Annotated in this window: 15 protein-coding genes; 14 read left to right on the top strand and 1 reads right to left on the bottom strand. The window is 48.1% G+C overall.

What is annotated here, in order from left to right; translation table 11 throughout:
• Window positions 1–25 precede the first annotated feature (25 nt).
• The 11 genes from coaBC to spoVM all read left to right on the top strand — a co-directional run bounded on the left by coaBC (window position 26) and on the right by spoVM (window position 13328).
• Window positions 26–1330, top strand: a complete 1305-nt coding sequence (gene coaBC, locus NLX82_RS03130; protein ID WP_254347469.1) for a bifunctional phosphopantothenoylcysteine decarboxylase/phosphopantothenate--cysteine ligase CoaBC — start codon at window positions 26–28, stop codon at window positions 1328–1330.
• Complete coding sequence (gene priA, locus NLX82_RS03125) at window positions 1330–3906, top strand: primosomal protein N' (protein WP_254347468.1); 2577 nt, start codon at window positions 1330–1332, stop codon at window positions 3904–3906. Before coaBC ends, priA begins: the two co-directional genes overlap by 1 nt.
• A 132-nt stretch (window positions 3907–4038) precedes the next feature.
• The gene (def, locus tag NLX82_RS03120) at window positions 4039–4536 is read left to right on the top strand and encodes a peptide deformylase (protein ID WP_023989305.1); all 498 of its coding nucleotides are present in this window, start codon (window positions 4039–4041) and stop codon (window positions 4534–4536) included.
• Window positions 4537–4542: 6 nt separating this feature from the next.
• Window positions 4543–5502, top strand: coding sequence for a methionyl-tRNA formyltransferase (gene fmt, locus NLX82_RS03115; RefSeq protein ID WP_023989304.1), 960 nt, complete (start codon window positions 4543–4545; stop codon window positions 5500–5502).
• Entirely contained in the window at window positions 5499–6914 is a 1416-nt protein-coding gene (gene rsmB / locus NLX82_RS03110; RefSeq protein ID WP_023989303.1) for a 16S rRNA (cytosine(967)-C(5))-methyltransferase RsmB, read from the top strand. Before fmt ends, rsmB begins: the two co-directional genes overlap by 4 nt.
• Before the next feature lie 187 nt (window positions 6915–7101).
• Window positions 7102–8142: a dual-specificity RNA methyltransferase RlmN gene (rlmN, locus tag NLX82_RS03105; RefSeq protein ID WP_013310887.1), complete on the top strand. Its 1041-nt coding sequence runs from the start codon at window positions 7102–7104 to the stop codon at window positions 8140–8142.
• A 6-nt stretch (window positions 8143–8148) separates the two neighbouring features.
• On the top strand, window positions 8149–8925 hold the full coding sequence (locus tag NLX82_RS03100; protein WP_069080004.1) for a Stp1/IreP family PP2C-type Ser/Thr phosphatase: 777 nt from the start codon (window positions 8149–8151) through the stop codon (window positions 8923–8925).
• A complete protein-coding gene (gene pknB, locus NLX82_RS03095; RefSeq protein WP_254347467.1) occupies window positions 8922–11192 on the top strand; it encodes a Stk1 family PASTA domain-containing Ser/Thr kinase in 2271 nt (756 codons plus the stop codon). Before NLX82_RS03100 ends, pknB begins: the two co-directional genes overlap by 4 nt.
• 73 nt (window positions 11193–11265) lie before the next feature.
• On the top strand, window positions 11266–12183 hold the full coding sequence (gene rsgA / locus NLX82_RS03090) for a ribosome small subunit-dependent GTPase A (protein WP_254347466.1): 918 nt from the start codon (window positions 11266–11268) through the stop codon (window positions 12181–12183).
• Between the two features lie 4 nt (window positions 12184–12187).
• Window positions 12188–12856, top strand: coding sequence for a ribulose-phosphate 3-epimerase (gene rpe / locus NLX82_RS03085; RefSeq protein ID WP_023989299.1), 669 nt, complete (start codon window positions 12188–12190; stop codon window positions 12854–12856).
• Between the two features lie 391 nt (window positions 12857–13247).
• On the top strand, window positions 13248–13328 hold the full coding sequence (gene spoVM / locus NLX82_RS03080) for a stage V sporulation protein SpoVM (RefSeq protein WP_010345573.1): 81 nt from the start codon (window positions 13248–13250) through the stop codon (window positions 13326–13328).
• Window positions 13329–13551: 223 nt separating this feature from the next.
• On the opposite strand, the gene rpmB is transcribed toward spoVM, so the two are convergent.
• The gene (rpmB, locus tag NLX82_RS03075) at window positions 13552–13740 is read right to left on the bottom strand and encodes a 50S ribosomal protein L28 (RefSeq protein WP_013310881.1); all 189 of its coding nucleotides are present in this window, start codon (window positions 13738–13740) and stop codon (window positions 13552–13554) included.
• 509 nt (window positions 13741–14249) lie between these two features.
• Between rpmB and NLX82_RS03070 the strand changes: the two genes are divergently transcribed.
• Genes NLX82_RS03070 through recG form a run of 3 tightly spaced genes read left to right on the top strand, consistent with a single transcriptional unit; the run spans window position 14250 to window position 19003 of the window.
• On the top strand, window positions 14250–16034 hold the full coding sequence (locus NLX82_RS03070) for a DAK2 domain-containing protein (RefSeq protein ID WP_254347465.1): 1785 nt from the start codon (window positions 14250–14252) through the stop codon (window positions 16032–16034).
• Between the two features lie 49 nt (window positions 16035–16083).
• On the top strand, window positions 16084–16953 hold the full coding sequence (locus NLX82_RS03065; protein ID WP_023989297.1) for a DegV family protein: 870 nt from the start codon (window positions 16084–16086) through the stop codon (window positions 16951–16953).
• A gap of 1 nt (window position 16954) precedes the next feature.
• Window positions 16955–19003 (top strand): ATP-dependent DNA helicase RecG, encoded by a 2049-nt coding sequence (gene recG / locus NLX82_RS03060; protein ID WP_069080003.1) that lies wholly within the window; start codon window positions 16955–16957, stop codon window positions 19001–19003.
• Window positions 19004–19085: the final 82 nt, after the last annotated feature.

Genomic DNA, 19085 nt, shown 5'->3' with positions numbered 1-19085 from the left:
TTTTTTAGGTCAGGGGGAGTTAACGATGTTGAAGGGAAAAGTTATTATTCTTGGTATAACTGGCGGAATTGCTGCTTACAAAGGGGCTGCGCTGTGCAGTAGGTTGACGCAAAAGGGAGCCGAGGTTCATGTGATTATGACGGCCTCTGCCAAGGAGTTTATTACCGAACTTACGTTGCAGTCGCTCTCTCGTAATCCGGTGTACAGTGACACATTTGATGAAAGAGAGCCGTCAGTCGTATCCCATATTCATCTGGCGGATGCGGCTGATTTGGTGCTTGTTGCTCCTGCAACTGCGAATATTATCGGGAAAATGGCGCATGGTCTTGCTGATGATATGCTGTCTACAACGCTGCTGGCTACAACAGCGCCTATTATGGTGGCCCCTGCGATGAACGTACATATGTACACTCATCCGGCAGTCATGCAAAATATGGAGACGCTTGTATCACGTGGCGTGAAGATGATTGAGCCTGGTGAAGGATTACTGGCTTGCGGTTACGTTGGCAAAGGACGTTTGGAAGAGCCGGACACAATTGTGCAAACCATAGAGCGCTTTTTTGATCAGCAAGCTCAGGAACAAAAAACCAACATCAAGTCTGAACCACGATGGTTTGGTGGCGAATCTATGGAGGCTCAAGTGCCTGAGTCACTTGTGAATGAGAATGAATCGGTGCTTTCAGGCAAAAAAGTCATTGTAACGGCTGGAGGCACGATCGAGCGAATTGATCCAGTGCGTTATATCACAAATGATTCATCTGGCAAAATGGGCTTTGCCATTGCAAAAGTGGCTCAGGAGATGGGTGCAGAGGTGCACTTGATTGCTGCCAATACCAGCGCGGAACCGCCTGCTGGTATTATGTTTGAAAGAGTCCAGTCAGCTGAAGACATGTACGCCGCTGTATTAAAGCAATGGGAAACGAGCGATATGGTCGTTATGGCTGCTGCAGTTGCAGATTATCGACCACGTGAGATTGCACAGACCAAGATCAAGAAAAAAGATAGTGTATTTACGCTAGAGCTAGTGAAGAACGTCGATATTCTAGAATCACTCGGACAGAGTAAGAAACATCAATTTTTAATTGGCTTTGCAGCTGAAACCGAACATTTGGAGACGTATGCGATAGATAAATTAGAACGTAAAAATTGTGATTTGATCGCGGCAAACGATGTAACTGTGAATGGTGCTGGTTTTGGCGTCGATACGAATGCTGTTCAAATTTATGACCGAAGCGGGATCGTAGAGCGTATTCCTGTACAGTCAAAGGAAGAAGTTGCGCGTAAGTTGCTTACTATAGCCGCGGGACGCATGGGTGGGGTGCTGCATTAATGGAGACGGGCAATTTAGTTGCCAAGGTCATTGTCGATGTACCTGCCAAGGATACGGACCGCACCTTCGATTATCTGATACCAGACTCAATGAGACCTTGGATTGAGCCGGGTAGCCGGGTAGCTGTACCATTTGGCAAACGGACGGTGCAGGCTTTTGTCATCTCGGTAGTCCCAGCTGATGATCCACCGAAATACAGGATGAGAGCGATCCAGGAGTTGCTGGATTTGGTACCACCCTTATCTGGTGACCTAGTCGAACTGGGCAAATGGATGAGCGAACGTTATGCTTGTAATCAAATTATGGCACTGCAAGTGATGATTCCTACCGCGCTCAAGGGCAAGGCAGAACGTTATATCTCAATTGCCGAACAGCATGAGTTAACGCATCCACAGCGTACTATACAACCGAATCAGGGCGATGAACTCGAATGGGCACTTCTGACCGACGATGGTATGAGTGATCCGACGGAGCGTCGGATTGTTAGCTTCATTCAGGAGAAGGTGCAAGTCCCATTGCAGCAACTCAGTCGACGTTTCCCTGAGGAAGCAGAGGTTATTAAATCACTGTTACGCCGGGGTGTGCTTCAGGAAAGTCAAGTTATTAAAGACAAACTTGGCAAAAAGACCATGAAATCCGTTGATCTGGCTATCGGCATAGACGAGGCATCAACGGCGCTGGAGCAATTTTCTACCAAAGCGCAGCGTCAGCGGGAGGTACTTGCTTTTTTGCTGGAACGTAGCGAGTTTCTGCCTCTGTCGCTGAAGGAAGTCATGACCTCACTGAGTGTGTCTGCTGCAACGGTTAAGGCGCTGGAAGATAAGGGCTATGTGTTGCTGGAGGATGTCGAAGTGTTCCGCGACCCGTACCGGGGCAGACACTTCAAGCCTACAGAGCCACTCCCTCTCACAGTAGAGCAGCAGTCGGTATATGAACGGATTATTCGCCAGCTGGACACGCGTGAGCAAGGGGCTTATTTGTTGCATGGAGTCACAGGGAGCGGTAAGACGGAAATCTATCTGCAGACGATTCAGCGCTGTATCAAGCAGAATCGTCAGGCCATTGTGCTGGTACCTGAAATATCGTTAACCCCACAAATGGTTGAGCGTTTTAAAGGCCGGTTTGGCGATCAGGTAGCAGTGATGCACAGTAGGTTGTCCGGGGGGGAACGGTACGATGAGTGGCGCAAAATACGCGAAGGCCGTGTGAAAGTGGCGATTGGTGCTCGCTCGGCAGTATTTGCGCCTTTTCGTGAGTTAGGTCTTATTATTATGGATGAGGAGCACGAAACGTCCTACAAGCAGGAAGAGACACCTAAATACCATGCGCGTGATGTTGCCATTCGTAGAGCCCATCAGCATGGGGCTGTCGTTATTCTCGGCTCGGCAACACCGTCGCTGGAAAGCTACTATGCGGCTCGATCACAAAGCAACGACGAGTTTGCGCCGTTGCTGCTTGAAATGCCAACTCGCGCATTGGGGAACACGTTACCCGAAGTACATATCATGGATATGCGTGAGGAACTGCGTGCTGGCAACCGCTCTATGTTCAGCCGTGCGTTGCATAATGGAATTGCAGAGCGGTTAGAGCGTAAGGAGCAGACGGTACTACTGTTGAATCGGCGTGGGCACTCCACGTTCGTCATGTGCCGTAGCTGTGGCTATGTCGCGGGTTGTCCGCATTGTGATATTTCGCTTACGTATCATCAACGGTCGAACAATTTACGTTGCCATTACTGTGGTTATTCCGAGCCCGTGCCTCAGACTTGCCCTGAGTGCGGTAGTGAGCATATTCGTTATTTCGGTACAGGTACCCAGCGAGTGGAAGAAGAGCTGGCGAAGCTATTCCCCGGTATACGTGTTGTTCGAATGGATGTTGATACAACGACAGAAAAAAATGCCCACGAAAAGCTTCTCAAGCAATTTCGTGATAAAAAAGCGGACGTGCTGCTCGGTACTCAAATGGTTGCCAAAGGCCTGGACTTTCCCGATGTGACACTGGTTGGTGTCATTACTGCGGATTCGGCTCTCAATTTACCGGATTTTCGGGCTGCGGAAAAGACATTTCAGCTGTTAACACAAGTAGCTGGACGGGCTGGGAGACATCAATTGCCGGGGGAAGTATTCGTACAATCCTATACTCCAGAGCATTATTCGGTGATTCACGCAAGTCGCCATGATTATGCTTCTTTTGTGAGGGAAGAATTGAAACACCGCCGCAATTTGCACTATCCACCATATTGTCGTCTTATTTTGGTGACCTTTTCTCATGAACAACTCCCGGTGCTGGTCCGACTGGCTGAGAATTATTCAGCAACACTACAGGGACGGGCCAGACAACGGGGCTGGTTCGGGAATATGGATCGTCTTACATCGGATGTACTCGACATTTTGGGGCCAGTAGCTTCACCCATTTCGAGAATCAAGAATAGATACCGATTTCAATGTATGATAAAATGGCGTGGAAATATCGATGCGATTAGTTTGGCTCAGCAAGTAGCTGATGAAATGGCCGAATCCGCACAGGCACAAAAGTTGCTGATTAGTCTGGATGTTGATCCGCAAATGCTTATGTAGAGTGTTGCCACAAAAGTTATTATCACAATTAATGCGGACAAGCCGTCCGTACATAGGATAATGTAGCAGTCGCGTGTGTGATGAATACAGTTAAGCCTAAATGAAACATAAAGAGGAAGGTGTTCTGTTGTCATGTCAATTAGAATTATAGTGTTGGAGCCGGATGACGTATTGCACAAAGTAGCAAAGGAAGTCACTAAAATTACGCCTAACGTGCAAAAGCTGCTCGACGATATGGCAGATACGATGTATGAAGCGGAGGGAGTAGGTCTTGCTGCTCCGCAAGTAGGTATTTTGAAGCGTCTCATTGTTGTAGATGCTGGAGATGAGCATGGATTGATTAAAATGATCAATCCAGAAATCGTAGCCGAAGAAGGGGAGGAATTGGGTCCTGAAGGCTGCCTGAGTATACCTGGGTTGAACGGGGATGTGCGTCGTGCCGAGAAGGTTACAGTCAAGGGACTGGACCGCGAGGGTAAGGCCATTACCATTACAGCGACAGGGTTGCTTTCTCGTGCTTTTCAGCATGAAATTGACCATTTAAATGGAATTTTATTCACGGATATTGCAGAAAAAGTATATGAGGTTGCGCTGGAACAGCCAGGACCGAACCGTCAGATAGGAGAGTGAGGTTCGATGACTCAAGACATTCGTATTATCTTTATGGGTACGCCTGAGTTTGCAGTGCCATCGCTGAACATGTTACTGGACAACGGTTATAACGTGGTTGGTGTGATTACACAGCCCGATAAGCCACAGGGACGAAAAAAAATATTGACGCCTACACCAGTCAAGGAAGCGGCAGAAAAACGCGGATTACCTGTACTGCAACCGACCCGCCTGCGCCAGCCAGAAGCGGTGGCTCAGGTGGCAGAGCTGCGTCCTGATCTGATCGTAACCGCAGCCTATGGGCAAATTTTGCCTAAGTCCGTACTAGACTTGCCTCGGTTCGGCTGTCTGAATGTGCATGGTTCGTTACTTCCCCGTTATCGGGGAGGTGCACCGATCCAGCGTGCGATTATTAACGGTGAGACCGTGACGGGTGTGACGCTGATGTATATGGCGGAAGGACTGGATACTGGCGATATGATATCGCGAGTTGAGGTTGCTATAGAGCCGGAGGATACCTCCGGTACGATTTTTGAGAAGTTAAGCGTAGCTGGAGCAAAGCTTTTGCAGGACGAGCTGCCTAAGTTGCTGGCAGGCCAATCAGACCGTACGCCGCAAAATGAGGACGAGGCTACCTATGCCCCTAACCTGAACCGCGACGATGAGCGTATTTCGTGGAGTGACAATGCACAGCAGATATACAACCGGATTCGCGGCCTTGTTCCTTTTTCCGGCGCGTTTACGCTTTGGGAGGGAAATGTTTTTAAAATATGGGCTGCTGAGCAGCCTTTCATAAATAATGAAGTGAGTGGCTCAAATGCCCCAGCACCCGGGACGGTTCTTCAATTGACCGCTCGTGGCATTGAGGTGCAGACAGGCGAAGGAACTCTCTGGCTGACTCAGGTTCAACCGGCTGGCAAAAAGGTTATGGATGCCGGAACCTTTGCACGCGGCGGACAGATGAAGCCAGGCATGGTGCTCGGATGAGCGGGAGTCACTCCCGCCAGGGAGGCCAAGGCAAGGGAGTGGGTGCCAGAACCGGCAAGACTCGCAATCAGACGGCGCGGGAAGTTGCACTTGATGTGTTGACCAGTGTGGAGCAAGAGGGTGCGTATAGCAATCTTGAGCTAAATCGTCGGCTTCAGCAGGCAGGTTTGTCTGCAAGTGATGCTGGTTTGGCGACGGAACTTGTATACGGTACAGTCGCACGCCGAAATACACTAGATTATTTTTTGAATAAATTTGTTCAAAAAGGAACGGCCAAGCTTCAGGCTTGGGTACGTTCGTTGCTGCGGATGAGTGTGTATCAGGTGGTGTATCTGGATCGAGTTCCGGATCATGCAGTCGTTAGTGAAGCGGTGACCATTGCCAAGCGGCGTGGGCATCAGGGGATTTCCGGTATGGTCAACGGCGTGCTCCGCAGCATGCTACGTGAGCCGGACAAGCTGCGTATTCCTGACGATTTGTCACCGGAGGAACGGATTTCATTAGAACATTCCCATCCACAGTGGCTGGTTAAGCGCTGGATTAAGCAATACGGTGCAGATACTGCTGAGGCTATCTGTCAGGCTAATAATGAACCCCCTGCGGTCAGCGTACGGGTGAATACGACAATGACCAGCCGTGATCATCTGCTGGACGAGATGCGCTCAAAAGGGATTGATGCTGTTCCTTCGGCAGTTAGTTCCTATGGGATTGTTGTTCGTAGCGGTGGAAATATGGCGCTTACCTCGTGGTATACGGACGGCTTGCTGTCCGTACAGGATGAAAGCTCCATGCTCGTTGCTGAAGCAGTCGCTCCTGAGCCTGGCATGCTGGTACTGGATTGCTGTGCCGCTCCAGGTGGCAAAACAGCTCATATGGCTGAGCTGATGAAGGATCACGGACGGATAGTTGCGAATGATCTGCATGCCCATAAGCATCAATTAATTCGTGAACAGGCTAATCGACTTGGCCTGGATGCCGTGGAAACAGTCACTGGTGATGCGCTAGAACTGAAGGAACGATATGCTCCAGCTTCTTTTGACCGTATTTTGCTGGATGCGCCATGCTCTGGCTTTGGAGTGATTCGTCGTAAACCGGACCTGCGTTGGAGCAAAACTGCGCAGGATGTTCGCGACATTACACAGCTTCAGCATGAGCTGCTGGATAGTGTGGCGGGACTGTTGAAGCCAGGTGGTATTCTGGTATACAGCACATGCACGATTGAACCGGGCGAAAATGAAGGACAATTGACTCAATTTTTAAGCGAACATCCAGAGTATGAATTGGCAGAGGGTCATTCCTTCCCGGACGTGAGCCGCGAAAAGGATAGTATACAGGGAGGCTCGGTACAGCTGTTACCGCAGCATTTCCACAGCGACGGATTTTATATCGCACGCCTGCGTCGGGTGAAATAGCGCGGAAGAGAATTCCAGACAGCTTTCCACCAGTAATTCCACATTCCGCCGGAACATTTCCGGCGGTTTTTTGCATGAAGACGAAAAATTTTTACCCCCTCAGGGATTTGTGCTAAAATAGGAAGAATGAAAAATACTATCTGCGATCAAACAGAACTTAATGAAGAAGGAACGGGTGCAAACATTGATGAAACCTTTTATATATGATTTAACTCTGGAGGAGCTTCAGGACTGGGCCAAGAACAATGGCGAGCCTGCTTTTCGTGGAGGACAAATTTTTGACTGGCTGTATGTGAAGCGAGTCAATGATTTCAGCGAGATGACGAATTTGTCCAAGGCGCTGAGAGAGAAGCTTGAGGAGCAATTTAGTTTTGTGACGCTTAGTGAAATTACAAAGTTGGAATCGAAGGACGGTACAGTAAAATTCCTGTTCGGTTTGCACGATGATCATGCCATTGAAACGGTCATTATGAGACACAATTACGGAAACAGCATTTGTGTAACGACTCAAGTGGGGTGCCGGATTGGTTGTACTTTCTGCGCTTCGACGCTTGGAGGCCTCAAACGGAACCTGACGGCTGGTGAAATTACTGCACAGGTGGTGCAGGCTCAGAAAATTTTGGATAAAACCAATGAACGAGTGAGTAGCATCGTGATTATGGGCTCGGGCGAGCCTTTTGAAAACTATGAAGCGACCATGACGTTTTTACGTACAATGGTTCATGAAAAAGGTCTGAACATTGGTCAACGTCATATCACAGTGTCGACCAGCGGTATTGTACCGAATATTTATAAATTTGCCGACGAGGATACCCAGATTAATCTGGCAATATCCATTCATGCGCCTAATGATGCGCTTCGTTCGAAGCTGATGCCTGTAAATCGGCGTTATCCCTTTAAGGATGTTATGGATTCTCTACGTTACTATCTTGCTAAGACGGGGCGGAGAATTTCGTTTGAATATGCCCTGATTGGTGGGGTAAACGATCAGGCAGAACATGCTGAAGAGCTAGCGGATGTGTTAAAGGACATGCTGTGTCACGTCAATTTGATTCCAGTCAATCATGTGCCTGAGCGCAAGTATGTACGCACATCACGCAGTGATATTTTTAATTTCCAACGTATTCTTGCCGAAAAAGGCGTCAATGTGACGATCCGGCGTGAACAGGGTCACGATATTGCCGCTGCTTGCGGTCAGTTGCGTGCAAAGCATATGGAGTTGGGGTGAAACCATTTGATCAAAACAGTTCATGTCAGCCATGTCGGACGTGTACGTTCGGTGAATGAGGATTCTGCCTGGATCAGGCACTTGGAGCAAGGCTATATCCTTGGGATTGTTGCCGATGGTATGGGGGGGCATTTGGCCGGTGATACGGCCAGCCGCCTTGCGGTAGAGACACTTGCCGCTGATTTGGCGACGCTGGAGAGCGGATTATCCGCACATTCTTTGACGGCGGCGCTCAGCGACGCTATTTTGCATGCCAATGAAGTCATCTTCCAGACGGCTGCACGCGATGAAAAGTATCATAATATGGGAACGACAGTTGTTGCGGTTTTATTAAACGACGCATCCGGAATTATCGGACATATCGGTGACAGTCGTGCCTATGTCATTTCCAAAGGAGCGGTACGTCAGCTTACAGAAGACCATACTTTGGTTAATGAGCTGTTCAAAAACGGTCAGATCAGTAAGGAAGAACGGGAAAACCATCCTCGTCGCAATGTACTGACACGGGCGCTGGGCACTGATTCCGAGGTGAAAGTGGATATTGACTCCATTGCGCTGGAAAATGGCGATGTACTGTTACTGTGTAGCGACGGATTAAGCAATCTGGTAACGGAAGAACAAATCAGCAAAGTAGTAGGTGCCGCAGAGAATCCTTTGGAGGAGCGCGCGGATCGTCTGCTACATCTGGCGTTGCTTGCCGGAGGAGACGATAACATTACTGTAGCTTTGTTTGAATTGCCCGACGACACGGTTTCATTGAGTGAAAAGGGGTGTGACGCATGATCGGGCACCTGCTAGGGGGAAGATACGAAATTATTGAGCGTATCGGTGGCGGCGGTATGGCGCTGGTGTATAAGGCTCAAGACATTTTGCTGAATCGCAATGTCGCAGTTAAAGTGTTGCGCCAGCAATTTGTTCATGATGAGGAATTTATTCGCCGATTTCGGCGTGAGGCGCAGTCTGCGGCCTCGCTTTCGCATTCGAATGTGGTCAGTATTTATGATGTCGGCCAAGAGGATGAAATCCATTATATTGTAATGGAGTGCATCGAAGGTAAAAATTTGAATGAGATTATTAAAGAACGTGCGCCATTGCAAGTGGATGAAGCAGTACGGATTGCTTCCCAGATTTGTGATGCGCTGGAGCATGCCCATCAAAATCAGATCATTCACCGAGACATTAAGCCTCATAATATATTAATTGGACGTAATGGACGGGTTAAGGTAACTGATTTTGGGATTGCTAGAGCTGTTACGTCAACGACCATTACCCAGACGGGTTCTGTTGTGGGTTCTGTTCATTATTTTTCACCTGAGCATGCAAAGGGTGTCGTCACCGGCGAAAAATCGGACTTATATTCTTTAGGTATTGTCTTATATCAAATGCTGACAGCGCAGCTCCCTTTCCTGGGAGAAAGTCCAATTAGTGTAGCGCTCAAGCACTTGCAAGAGGAATTTGAGGAACCACGTAAAATTAATCCGTTGATTCCGCAAAGTGTGGAAAATGTCATTCTAAAATCCATGCGCAAAAATCCAGAAGAGCGTTATCAATCGGCAGACGAAATGCTAAAAGATCTGGAAACCTGTTTGCTGCCGGGACGGCGTAATGAATCCAAGCTGGAGTTTACACATTTGGATGATGAGGATCAAACACGGGTTATTCCGGCTATTAAGCCTCAACAATTAGGGATGTCTTCTAGTGGCGATGATGTACCTGCTCAACCGCGTGAGTCTGAACAGCTTCCGAGCAAGCAATCGTCCAAAAATAATAGAAAAAAAGCGATCTTGTGGGTAACACTAGTGTTGGTGTTACTTCTGTGCATGGGCGGAGTGGTGTACTATGTGCAAAGTGTACTTGTCGTGCCTGAGGTAAAAGTACCAGGTGTATTGACACAAACAGAAGACCAAGCGAAGGTTAATCTCAGTAAAGCGGGATTACTCATTGAGGAGCCAATCCAGCATGAATACAAAGAGGGAATCGCGCCTGGAGTTGTATTTTATCAAAGCTATCCTGCAGATTCTTTAGTCAAGGAAGGAACCAAGATTAGTCTGAAAGTCGGGATTGCCAAGCCGCTCACCCCGATGCCGGATGTCAAAGGCCAAAGCTACGAGAATGCTGTTAAGCTGCTGACCGCCCAGCAAATTAAGGAGACGCAGATTCAGCAAAATGAGCAGTTCAGTGATCAGGCCGCGGGGACCGTCCTTAGTCAGACACCCGCTGCAAATGAGCCATTTGATAAGGACTCAGTCCAGGTTGTGCTCACAGTCAGCAAGGGCGCTGATACTGTGAAAATGCCAAGCCTGGTAGGGAAGACGCAGAACCAAGCAGAAAATGAGGTTAAAAAGGCAGGGCTGAAGGTTGGCTCGATTAAAGAAGAATTTAGCTATGAGCAGGAAAAAGGAAGAGTAACCAAACAGTGGCCGTCAGAGGCAGGCAGTGAGTTGCCACCAAATACGGAAATTACGTTTTATGTAAGCACGGGTTACCCGCCAGAAGCTATTACACTACCATTTAATGTGCCTGTTGCGCCGAAGGAAGAGGGCAAAAACAGCAAAATTCGTATCACTTATACGGATGCGCGTGGAGAAAATCAGGAATGGGGAAGCCGTACGATTAATACGACACAGATGTTCACTATCAATCTGCTAATGGCTCCGAACAAAGACAGTGTTGTCTCAGTATTTAGAGATGGTGACTTTATTGATACGTATCCAGTCTCTTATATTGAGGCGAAAAATGGAACGGTGACGATGCCCCAAATTGCTCCGCCTGCTGGAACTTCACCAACGGATACACCTGATGGTACTTCCTCGCAGAATGGAAGTGGAAACGGCGAGGAAGGTGATAGCGGGGGATCTTCTAATGATACTGGCAATAGTGGAGGCGACTCGAACAATCAGGAGGGCACAGGAGGTAATGGTGACCCTTCCGCCTTTGTTCCTGGAACGAATTCCACGGGGAGTACGCGCAGTGAGTTGGCGGTTAGTCATAAAAACAACCCAGGCCACGCAAAGAAGGAAAAAGTGATTGAGGCTGTTCAGCATCAGTAAACTTGCAATAGGAAGATGCTCAACCTGTTATACGCAATGAAACTTGAACATTATGAAGGAGGACATCTTACACATGCCTGAAGGTCTGATCGTCAAGGCGCTTAGCGGATATTATTATGTCTCCAGCCTGGATCAGGATGGGCGTCCGGTATCTGGCGAAGCTACGGTACAATGCAGAGCACGCGGCATTTTTAAGAAAAAAGAGATTACGCCTCTTGTCGGTGATCGGGTCGTTTACGAACTGACTGAGAACGGGGAAGGTATGGTCGAGGAGATTAGAAAGCGTACGACAGAGCTAATTCGTCCTCCAGTAGCTAATACCACGCTAGCCGTGCTACTGTTTTCCTTGCGTGAGCCGGATTTAAACCTGCCTTTACTGGACAAATTTTTAGTCCATATTGAGCACGCCGGACTGGATACGATTATCTGTTTGACTAAGCGCGATTTGTATGAAGGCAGTCCTTCAGAGGATGACACCGTGCTGGCCGTTCAGGAAATGTACCGGAAGATCGGTTATGAGGTGCTGGTAACCAGTGCCCGTACCGGAGAAGGGACGGCTGAGCTTAAGAAGCTGTTGGCTGGTCAAATCAGCGTGTTTTCCGGGCAGTCAGGTGTAGGAAAGTCTTCCATGCTTAATGCTCTGGAGCCTGGGTTAACGCTGGAGACGAGCGCCATAAGCAATAAGCTGGGCCGAGGAAAACATACGACTCGTCATGTGGAGCTGATTCCTCTAAACAACGGAGGGTTTGTAGCAGATACACCAGGGTTTAGCCAGCTAGATTTTCTGGAGCTAGGTGTGGATGAGTTATCTCCCTGTTTTCGTGAATTCCAGCAGTATGCGGAAGGATGTAAATTTCGGGGGTGTACCCATATTCACGAGCCTAGCTGTAAAGTAAGAGAGGCCCTGGAAGAAGGCCATATTTCACAGGGACGATATGATAGCTATTTGCAGTTCTATCAGGAATTAAAAGAAAAAAAGCGGAGGTACTGAGTATATGTTAAAAATAGCACCGTCGATTTTATCCGCTGATTTTGCTCGCTTGGGCAGTGAAGTTGCGGAAGCTGAGGCAGGAGGGGCAGACTGGATTCATGTGGATGTAATGGATGGACATTTTGTATCCAATATTACACTGGGCCCACCTATCGTTCAGGCTATTCGTCCGCATACGACTCTTCCCTTGGATGTTCATCTGATGATTGAGCATCCTGAACGCTATATTGGCGATTTCGTAAAAGCAGGAGCCAACATCATCACTGTTCATGCTGAGGCCTGTGTTCATTTGCATGGTGTCCTTCACTTGATCAAGCAGCAAGGCGCTCTGGCTGGAGTGGCTCTCAATCCGGGTACTTCACCATACGCGATCAAGGAAGTGCTGCCAAATGTGGATATGATTCTGGTGATGACGGTCAATCCTGGCTTTGGAGGTCAGTCCTTCATTCCAGAGACGTTAAATAAAATCAGACAAATCCGTGCTTGGCTGAACGAATTGGGCCGTCCAGATGTACATATCGAGGTAGACGGAGGTATTGCGGAGGAGACGGCACCAGCCGTATTTGAAGCGGGGGCTGACGTGTTAGTGGCTGGTAGTGCGGTATTTGGCAGAGCAGACCGCGCAGCGGCTATTGCTGCGATTCGGGACAGTGCAGCTCGTTTGTCCAAGTGAAGCTGACTGAAGCATTGTGGATGACTGTAGCGAGCATGGCGACGGGGTTGACCCTTAGCTGTTTCTCGCTAGTGAAGGCTCCTTGGAATGCTGTTCTTTCACTTTTGGCTGTTCTAATTGTACTGTTTTATTTTCGAAAAAATGAACGGCGGGGTTTACGAATAGGTTTTGTGGTGTGCAGCGTACTTTATTATATCCTGTTTATTTTCATACTCTCAGCATATCTCTATGTTCGCGGACTTGTCTGATGGTATAGCCTGGGATGGTTGTGCATAAATATGGTTACATGAGCGGGATTCTCATGTAGCCTTTTTTTTGTGGGGCAACAACCCTTGACAGGTTGCATAAACTACAGAGAACGGATGCAGGAGGATGATGGGGAGGGTGAGGCATGAAGTTTTACACAATCAAGCTGCCAAAATTTCTGGGTGGATTCGTTAAAGCCATTTTGAATACATTCCAGAAAAACTGAATTCAACGTAATGTAAACACAGGATGTAGGATGAAAGCTGGAGGTACACAGGGCATGCTTCCCGGGCACAACAGATAGGTAGCTCGGCAGTAAAAGATAGGAACGCACGGGAAGGTGCCTGACATTTTGTTCTCCTGAACCAGATGGATATTACTTTCGAATAACCAAAAAAGCACCCGTTTAAAACGAGGTGCCTTTTGTTTATAACGATATTTTTTTACGACTACACGCGAGTCACTTTACCGGCTTTCAATGCACGAGTGCTGACATAAACGCGTTTCGGTTTACCGTTAACGAGAATGCGAACTTTTTGTACGTTGACGCCCCAAGTACGGCGATTACGGTTGTTAGCGTGAGATACGTGGTTACCGCTGCCAGGCTTTTTGCCTGTTACAGAACATTTACGAGACATGATTCCACCTCCTATTCTGAAAATAACCAAATTCCATATGGAACGGGTCTCTCTTCAGGCCGACTGGGTCAGCCGGACTTTGTAAGTCACTAACCTGAACAAAACAATACTTAAATATAATATCATAGTCAAAAAAGCTCCGTCAACTGATTCAAAAACTTTATTTATTTCTCTTTCGCATTATAGTACAATATGGGATAGTTATTGCTGCGATTATTTTGTATTAAAATGGAATGTGAATTCTTATTCCAGTCATGCCGGCAGTTCAGAGGCGGGACTATAGTCATCATTCCAGCCGATGATTTATTGTTAGGCAGTTGACTGGTTTTTCATTTTATATGACCTGTAGAAGAACGACCAGACGTGAGTACAAAAGCTTACGAAAGTGTGATATTCGTATTCGTCGTCTGGCTTTAGTATAATTCAATTGAACCTGTACGCACAGTTGAATAAGGTGTTGTGAAGGTTGATAGTAAAACAAGTGTATTAAGCTAGGAAGGGGAATTCTCTTGAGTAATCGTTCTTTGAATGGAACAGATTTTACCGCAATGGTTTTAGCCGGGGCGGAACAATTACAGCAGCATGCGGAACATGTCAATTCACTAAATGTATTCCCAGTGCCAGACGGTGATACGGGAACCAACATGAATTTGACGATGAGCGCGGGCGTAACGGAATTAAAGAGGGGGGACTCTTCCTCCATCGGTGTCATGTCCGGCATATTATCCAAAGGTTTGCTGATGGGAGCCCGCGGCAATTCAGGGGTTATCCTGTCTCAGTTGTTTCGTGGCTTCAGCCGTTACGCTGCCCCATACGAGGAATTGAATACCCTTCAGTTCGCATCGGCATTGCAGAGCGGGGTGGATGCGGCCTACAAGGCGGTTGTTAAGCCGGTGGAGGGTACAATTCTTACCGTGGCGAAGGAAGCGGCCAGGCATGCTGTGTTTTTCTCGCGCCGGACGAACGACATCACGGAACTGATGGAAGAAGTGCTTGCCAAAGCGAAGGAAACGCTTGCCATGACGCAGGACATGCTCCCTGTATTGAAGCAAGTAGGAGTTGTAGATTCGGGTGGGCAAGGTCTTGTGTACATTTATGAAGGTTTTATGCAGCATCTTGGAAGCGGCTTGGTGACGTCTTCAACTGCAAAAAGTGATAATGTACGCACGGTTTTTGCTCCTCACGTATCGGAGAGACATACTGCTACTGCAGTTGTTCCTTCCCCAGATGCGCCGATTTCTGCGCAAGCGAAGCTCGAAACGGATAATATTGAATTTTTGTATGATATGGAGTTTTTTATTAATCGACAATTGGGCGAAGCGCAAGGTACCGATTTTGATGAGGAAGCCTTCCGGAAAGCGTTAGCAGTAGATGGTGATTCTATTATCGTAATTTCAGACGATGATGTCATCAAGGTTCACGTGCATTCTAAGGCTCCTGGTGAAGTGCTGAATTTGGCACTGCGCTACGGAGAAATTACACAGATTCGTATTTTAAATATGCGCGAGCAGCATCGTGATTTGTTGTCTGCGGGTATGGATGTTGCTCCTGAGCCTGAGTGGTTTGCTGAAATACCAACAGAGCCTGCACGTGAGGAAGAGCCGTCTGAGCCCCCTGCTCATGAACTGGCATCCTTTGGTTTTATAGCTGTGGCTTCCGGTGAAGGAATTGCTGATATTTTCAGAAGTTTAGGCGTCGATGTTGTCCTTTCTGGCGGCCAGACAATGAATCCGAGCACAGAGGACTTCGTTAATGCGGCGCGCTCGATTGCGGCTCAACATATTTTTATTCTTCCGAATAATTCCAATATTATTTTGGCGGCAGAACAAGCACGTGAACTGCTAGAGATGGAACGTATGGTGTCGGTTATTCCGAGCAAAACAATTCCTCAGGGCATTGCGGCAGCATTTGCCTTCCAGGAGGAAGAGGCTTTTGAGGTGAATCAGGACAATATGCGTGACGCAGTCACCCGGGTGAAGTCTGGGCAAGTGACCTACGCGGTACGGGATACGACACTGGATGACCTGCATATTACAGCCGGGCATTACATCGGTATTCAGGATTCCAAAATTGTAGCGACCGAGGAACACTTAATGGCAACGTCCCGTCTTTTGCTAGCGAAAATGCTGGTGAATGGCGATGAAATTGTTACGATTCTCACAGGTTCAGACGCGAATCAAGAAGACACAGATCAGCTTGTTGCATGGCTTAAAGAAAATTATGCGGATGCTGAAGTGGAAGTTCATGAAGGTGGTCAGCCGATTTATCCTTATTTGTTCTCAGTGGAAACCTGATGTGCTTTAGCACGCCCATGGAAGTCCACAACAAAAGGAGGTCTGACTGATGAGCAGTACCATCATTTTGACGGATAGCACGGCTGATATTCCACCGGAATTAGCAGACCGTCTCGGTATAGTTGTTGTACCATTGACAGTGATGTTCGGCAGCACAGCTTACCTGGACGGCATTGAGATGTCAGCGTCGCAGTTTTACAGCGAACTAGTACGGGCTGATGAGCTACCTACGACATCACAGCCTTCACCAGCCCGTTTTTTGGAGACATACACGACGCTGTTGGAGCAATACCCCGAGAGCCAGGTTATCTCTATCCATTTATCCTCGGGTGTGAGCGGAACGTATCAGTCTGCTCTGCTGGGCAAATCCATGCTGGAGAAGCATGAACATAGAGTGACTGTGGTGGATTCCAAATCAGCTTCATACGGATACGGCATGCTAGTGGTTTATGCGGCAGAGCTGGCGGCTGCCGGGCACTCCCCGGCTGATATTGTTCGGGCTGTGGAACGTCGTGGGGAGCGCCGTCGTTTGTATTTCCTGGTGGATACCCTGGAATACTTACAAAAAGGCGGACGTATTGGCAAGGCAGCGGCAATGGTTGGTACGTTACTTAACATTAAACCGATTCTTTCGATTGACAAAGAAGGCACTATTTATTCGGTTGATAAGGCGAGAGGGCATAAAAAAGCGACAGCACGTATAATTGAACTACTGGAGCGGGATTTAAAAGGCCAAAAAATTAATATTGCTGTGGGTCATACGGCAGATCGCTCAGCGGCAGAAGCGTTCGTGGCTCAGCTGGCAGAGCATTTTGAGCTGGGAGATCGAATATATACTGAACTTGGCGCTGTGATTGGGACCCATGTAGGGCCAGGAACGATTGGCATTTTTGTATGGCCGGCCGGAGATGAGAGGTAATATGCTGCAATTGGATCAAATACCTTTAAAACAAATACATGGCGTGAGTGCTCTCAAAGAGGGAGAGCTTCACGCTTTTGGCATTTCTAACGTACAGGACATGCTGGAATATTATCCGTTTCGGTATGAAGATTACCGACTGCGCTCGCTAAGCGAAGTGAAGGATGGAGATAAGATTACAGTACAGGCCAAAATTATGGGCATTCCGGTGCTTCAGCGTTACGGGCGCAAATCAAGGTTGACTTGTAAATTGATGGCCGAGGATTGGATGTTTACCGCGACGTGGTTTAATCGGCATTTCATGAAGGAGCAGCTAACCTCAGGTCGTGAAATTGTGGTGACTGGTAAATGGGATCTCAAACGGATGCAGATGACTGTTGCAGATTCTGAGTTTCCTGATAAAGGAGTAGCCCGCTCGGGGACACTTCAACCGGTGTACTCTATAGGCGGCAAGATTACGCAAAGCTGGATGCGAAAAACAATGAGCCAGACACTCCAGCAGTTTGGTGAAATGATCCCCGAAATATTGCCTGAGTTGCTTGTGCGTAAATATAGTATGATGCCGCGCAAGCAGGCTATTGCAGGTATACACCAGCCTCAGGACAACCGCGAGGGGCAAGAGGCTCGTCGGCGGATGGTGTATGAGGAGCTATTTTTATTTCAGCTGAAAATGCAGGCATTCCGGGCGCTAAATCGTGGTCGAGCGGACGGGGTGGTACATACCGTGGATAACGCCACGATTCGTGAATTTGTAAGGGCTTTGCCTTTTGAATTAACGGATGCACAGAAGAAGGTAGAGCTTGAAATACTGCACGATCTACGCTCACCTTATTGTATGAACCGTCTGCTTCAGGGAGATGTTGGGTCAGGTAAAACAGTTGTTGCTGCCATCGGTTTATTTGCCACAGTACGTTCCGGTTTTCAGGGAGCGCTGATGGTGCCAACCGAAATATTGGCCGAGCAGCACATGCGATCGCTTCACAAGCTGTTTGAGCCCTTTGGAATCAGTGTGGGCCTATTGACTGGGAGTACAACCGGGAAGAAGCGTAAGGAGCTCCTAGCTGCTCTCCAAATGGGTCTGCTGGACATTGTAGTAGGCACCCATGCTCTCATTCAGGAGGATGTATATTTTCGCCAGCTTGGGCTTGTTGTAACGGATGAGCAGCATAGATTCGGAGTGAATCAGCGTAGTGTACTGCGTCGCAAAGGCTATAATCCCGATGTGCTGACGATGACGGCCACACCGATCCCCCGTACGCTGGCCATCACTGCGTTTGGCGATATGGATGTTTCTACGTTGTCAGAGCGGCCGAAGGGGCGTATTCCAATTTCCACCTATTGGGTGAAGCACGAACTGATGGATCGGGTACTTGGTTTTATTTCCCGCGAGGTAGATCAGGGACGGCAGGCTTATCTGATTTGCCCGTTGATTGAAGAGTCGGAGAAGCTGGACGTACAGAATGCCATCGATTTGCATATTCAAATGCAACAGGCTTTTCCACATTACCGCGTTGGGCTATTACATGGACGAATGACTCCCGCAGAAAAGGAAGAAGTTATGCGTTCTTTCTATGCGAATGAGGTTCAGTTACTCGTTTCAACGACGGTTGTGGAGGTGGGGGTAGACGTTCCCAATGCGACGCTAATGATCATTATGGACGCGGATCGTTTTGGGCTGTCCCAGTTACATCAATTACGTGGACGTGTCGGACGGGGAGCACATGCCTCGTATTGTGTACTGATCGCTGATCCTAAGTCGGAGGTTGGTCAGGAGCGGATGAAGGTTATGACCGATACGGACGATGGTTTTGAGGTGGCTAGACGCGATCTGGATTTGAGAGGGCCGGGTGACTTTTTTGGCACCAAGCAGAGTGGGCTACCCGAGTTTCGTTTAGCAGATATGGTAGCGGATTTTGAGGTGCTGGAAAAGGCGCGGGAGGATGCAACCGATCTGATTAAGGATTCGTCCTTTTGGACATCTCCGCAGTATGAAGCACTGCGCGGTTATTTGCAAAAAGAACAGATTTTCCAGGGGGATCTCATCGACTAATCCACCATGAATCATGAGGTTGTTCTAAACGTTTTAAACAGATAGGCACAATGGACAGGCTGGCCGTCATATATTTGGGAAT

The organism is Paenibacillus sp. A3M_27_13 (assembly GCF_024213315.1).
In the GTDB taxonomy this organism is placed as follows: domain Bacteria; phylum Bacillota; class Bacilli; order Paenibacillales; family Paenibacillaceae; genus Paenibacillus; species Paenibacillus polymyxa_B.
The sequence above is the reverse complement of the archived record's forward strand: the minus strand, read 5'-3'. Positions and strand labels throughout refer to the sequence as shown.